Source organism: Streptomyces alkaliphilus (assembly GCF_014141535.1).
In the GTDB taxonomy this organism is placed as follows: Bacteria; Actinomycetota; Actinomycetes; order Streptomycetales; family Streptomycetaceae; genus Streptomyces; species Streptomyces alkaliphilus.
Genome location: NZ_VKHT01000479.1, coordinates 1 through 3,897, shown reverse-complemented (window position 1 = coordinate 3,897; position 3,897 = coordinate 1). Strand labels below are relative to the sequence as shown.

Below are 3,897 nucleotides of genomic sequence, written 5' to 3'. Positions count from 1 at the left end.
GGGGTGTGGGGGTGTGGGGGTGTGGCGTGTGAAGAGGTGCGGCGGTGTCGCGGGGTGGCGCTCCCAGAGGACTGAAACGTATTAACGTGACGCGGTCCCGTCAATCCCGCTCGCACGCGGCCATCCCCTGTGCGGCATTCGCCCCCGATGTCCGCCCCTGATGTGCTTTTGTGGCCCCTTTTTCGGTTCCGTCCCCAACGGCCCCGGCTGTCACGGGTGGTGACCACCGGCCGGCGGGCGTGTCGGCGCACCGGATTCCCGAATCCGCCCAACCGCCCCCGAACAGCGGGGATCGGCGGCCCGGGCGGTGCGGCACCCACCGGAGGCCGGGCCCGAGGCTGCGCGACGCTCCGCGTTCTGGCAGAGTTCGGGGGACGGTTGGGTGACCGACGCGTTCGTGTCGCCCCCGTCACCCGTTTCAGTCCTGCCGGAGGTTTCCATGGCGACGCCCGACGTCCACCCCGGATCCCCCGTACCCGGACGCGGCGGGTCCCCGTTCGCCTCCGCGCCGGCCGCCGAGCCGGTGCTCGCGGACTCCCCGGACGTCGTGTCGCCGGTCGCCCCGTCGCCCCTCGGCACCGAGGCACCGCCGACCGCCCCTTCCGCACCACCCGCCGAACCCTCCGGCGGGCCTCTCGGCGGCGGGCCTCTCGGCGGCACCGCGCCGTTCGGCACCGGCCCCGCGCCGTTCGGCACGAGCACCCCCGAGCTGTGCCTCGTCCTGGAGGGCGAGATGGAGATCGAGGAGGCGGACGGCACCCGGCTGAGCCTGCGCGCCGGTGAGGTGTGCACCCTCACCCCCGGCGCCCGGCGCCGGGCGGCGGCCGCCGGCTGCGAGATCCTGCTGGTGGACGGCGCGGGCCGGGCCCGCACCGACCGCGCGTACTGAGGGGCCGCTACCCGGGGAACGACCCGTTCCGCTCCGGATCGGTGGTACCGGTCGAGCCGACGAACGGAGGGGCAAACGCCATGGCGTTTGCCCCTCCTCGTCCGCGTCACGGGCACCGGCCGACGGCGCGCACGCCGCCGGCCGGTGCCCGTGGGATCAGACCCCGTCGGGCCCCGTCGGGCCCCCGGCCACCGTGGCGCCCGCCGGGCGCCGCGCGGCGAGCAACCGGCCCAGCAGGTCGTCCAGGCTGATCAGGCCGATCAGTCGGCCGTCCTCGGCCGTGTGCACCACCGCCAGGGACGCCCGGTGCTGCCGCAGCTGTTCCACGGCCTGCGCGACGGTGTCCTCCGCGCGCAGCCTCGGCACCGGCCGGGCCAGCGCCGCCGCCGTCACCGAGCGCCCGCGGGCCCGGGCGACCATGGCGTCCCGGGCGTGCACAGACCCCAGGACCCGGTCGCCGTCCCGTACCAGGAGGCGGGTGTGGTCGCTCTCCGTCGCCGTCGCCAGCACCTCCTCGAGGTCGGCGCCCGGTCGCACCGAGACGATCTCCGCCGCCGGCACCACGTTCAGCGACCCCACCGGGGTCTGCGGCTCGGTGAGCGATCGGGTCAACAGACCCGACTCGCTCTCGGTCAGCAGTCCCATCCGGGTGGACTCCGCCACCAGATGCGTCAACTGCTCCCGGCTGTGCACCGAGGACAACTCCTCGACCGGGGTGACCCGGCACAGCCGCACCAGCCCGTTGCTGATCTTGTTCAGCACCCACAGCAGCGGGCGCACCACCCGAACCATCGCCATGAACGGCGGCGCCATCAGCATCGCCGAGCGCTCCGGGTGGGAGATCGCCCACGACTTCGGTGCCATCTCGCCGACCACCATGTGCAGGAACACCACCACCGCCATCGCGATGACGAAGGCGATCCCGTACGACAGCGAGGCCGGCAGCCCCACAGCCAGCAGCAGGGGCTCCACGGCGTCGGAGACGGCGGGTTTGGAGATGTAGCCCAGCAGCAGGGTGCAGGCGGTGATGCCCAACTGGGAGCCCGCCAGCATCAACGACAGCTCCCGCATCCCGGTCAGTGCCGAGCGGGCGCCCCGCCTGCCCTCGGCCACCGCCTGCTCCATGCGGTGGTGCCGGGCCGCGACCAGCGCGAACTCGGCAGCCACGAACAGGCCGCTGGCCAGCAGCAGCAGGACGGTCAGCAGAGCCGCGGTCAACGGATCCACGACGCACGCTCCCTCCGGGTGTCGCCGACACCCTCACCCGCGGTGCGGTCGGGGCCCGGGGCCGGCACCCCGCCGGACGGGCGTGCGGACCGGCGCCCGTTCGCACGGCGGTCGGCCCGGTCGTCGGCGTCCCGGGTGCCGGCGGCGTGTCCGCCCGCACCCGCCCCGGCGTCGTCCGCCGAGCGCCCGGCCCCATTGTTCCCGGGGGCGCCGGAGCGGCCCGCGGGCGGGCCGATCCGGATCCGCTCCGGCACGTGCCGGTCCAGCTCCAGCACCTCCACCTCGACGGTGGTCCGCTTCGGGTCCGCCAGTTCCAGGGTCAGCCGGTCGCCGACGCCCGGGAAGCGACCCAGACGGTCCACGATCAGACCGGCCACCGTCTCGAAGCTGTCGTCCTCCGGCAGCGGCATCCCGATCACGTCCGCCACCTCGTCCACCCGCCGACCGGCGTCCACCAGCCAGCCGCCGGCGCCGTCCGCGACGGCGACCGCGACCACCCGGTCACTCTCGTCGGCGATCTCGCCCACCAACTCCTCGGCGATGTCCTCCAGGGTCACGATGCCCGCCAGGCCGCCGTACTCGTCGATCGCCACGGCGAACTCCGATCGGGCGAGGTGCATCTGTTCCACGGCCGCGGGGAGCGGCAGGGAGTCCGGCAACAGCAGCGCGGGACGTGCCAGCGAACCGGCCGTGGCCGTCTCCAGTCGGTCGCCGGGCAGCCGCATCAGCTCGCGCACTCCGATCACGCCGCGCACGTCGTCCACCCGGTCCGAGACCACCGGGTAGTGGGTGTGGCCCCGGCGGCCGATCAACTCGATCACCTCGGCGGCCGGGGTGTCGGCGCGCACCAGGTCCACGTCCACGCGCGGCACCATCACCTCCACCAGCGTCCGGTCCGAGAACTCCAACGCGTGGTCGAGCAACTCGGCGGTGGCCGGGGTCAGCCGGCCGTGCTCGGTGGACTCGGTGATCAACCGGCCCAGCTCCTCGGCGGTGGCGCCCTGGTGCAGTTCGGCGGCGGGTTCGATGCCCACCAGCCGCAGCAGTCGGTTCGCCGCCGCGTCGAAGACGTGGATCACCGGCCCGGCGATCCGCAGGTACACCAGGGTCGGGGCGGCCATGCCCTTGGCGAGCCGCTCGGGCACCGCCAGCGCCAGGTTCTTGGGCCCCAGCTCGCCGATCACCATCTGGATCAGGGTGGCGAGCACGAAGGCCAGGGCGATGGAGACGCCCAGGGAGGCGGCCTGCGGCACACCGGCGGCGGTCAGCAGCGGGGAGATCAGCTCCGCCACGGCGGGCTCCGCCAGGAAACCGACCACCAGGCCGGTGACGGTGATGCCCAGCTGCGCGCCGGAGAGCATGAAGGACAGGCGTTGTTGCACGCGCACCGCGCGCGCGGCCCGTTTGTCACCGGCCCGGGCCTCCCGGGCGAGGGTGAGACGGTCGGCGGCGACGTAGGCGAATTCCTGGGCGACGAACCAGCCGTTGGCCAGGATCAGCAGCAGGACGGCCGCCAGACCCGTCGCGGCACTCATCGGACACCACCCCGTCGCGTGCCGCGGGTCGTCCTGTGGGAACGGGGTGGTCGGGGACTGTGATGATCAGGCGGGTCCGACGATCTGACGGACAACGTCGCTCCTTTCGACGGGGGCCGTGACCACGTCCGCGGCCCCGGTGGGGTGGGAGATCGTGGAGGGGAACGCCCCGGGCGGGGCGCGTGTTCCGTGCTCCCGGACACGGGCCCCGGGGACCGGGGCGCCGAGGGTCCGGCGGTGTGCCGG

At 74.3% G+C, this 3,897-nt stretch carries 3 protein-coding genes; 1 reads left to right on the top strand and 2 read right to left on the bottom strand.

Translation table 11 applies throughout. The annotated features are described in order from the left end of the window. Positions 1–439: 439 nt before the first annotated feature. On the top strand, positions 440–889 hold the full coding sequence (locus tag FNQ90_RS15295; RefSeq protein WP_182606889.1) for a cupin domain-containing protein: 450 nt from the start codon (positions 440–442) through the stop codon (positions 887–889). Positions 890–1,045: 156 nt separating this feature from the next. Here the strand turns inward: FNQ90_RS15295 and FNQ90_RS15290 are convergent, their stop codons facing one another. Continuing rightward, positions 1,046–2,116 (bottom strand): hemolysin family protein, encoded by a 1,071-nt coding sequence (locus FNQ90_RS15290; protein WP_182606888.1) that lies wholly within the window; start codon positions 2,114–2,116, stop codon positions 1,046–1,048. Beyond that, complete coding sequence (locus FNQ90_RS15285) at positions 2,104–3,651, bottom strand: hemolysin family protein (RefSeq protein WP_182606887.1); 1,548 nt, start codon at positions 3,649–3,651, stop codon at positions 2,104–2,106. Before FNQ90_RS15285 ends, FNQ90_RS15290 begins: the two co-directional genes overlap by 13 nt. Positions 3,652–3,897: the final 246 nt, after the last annotated feature.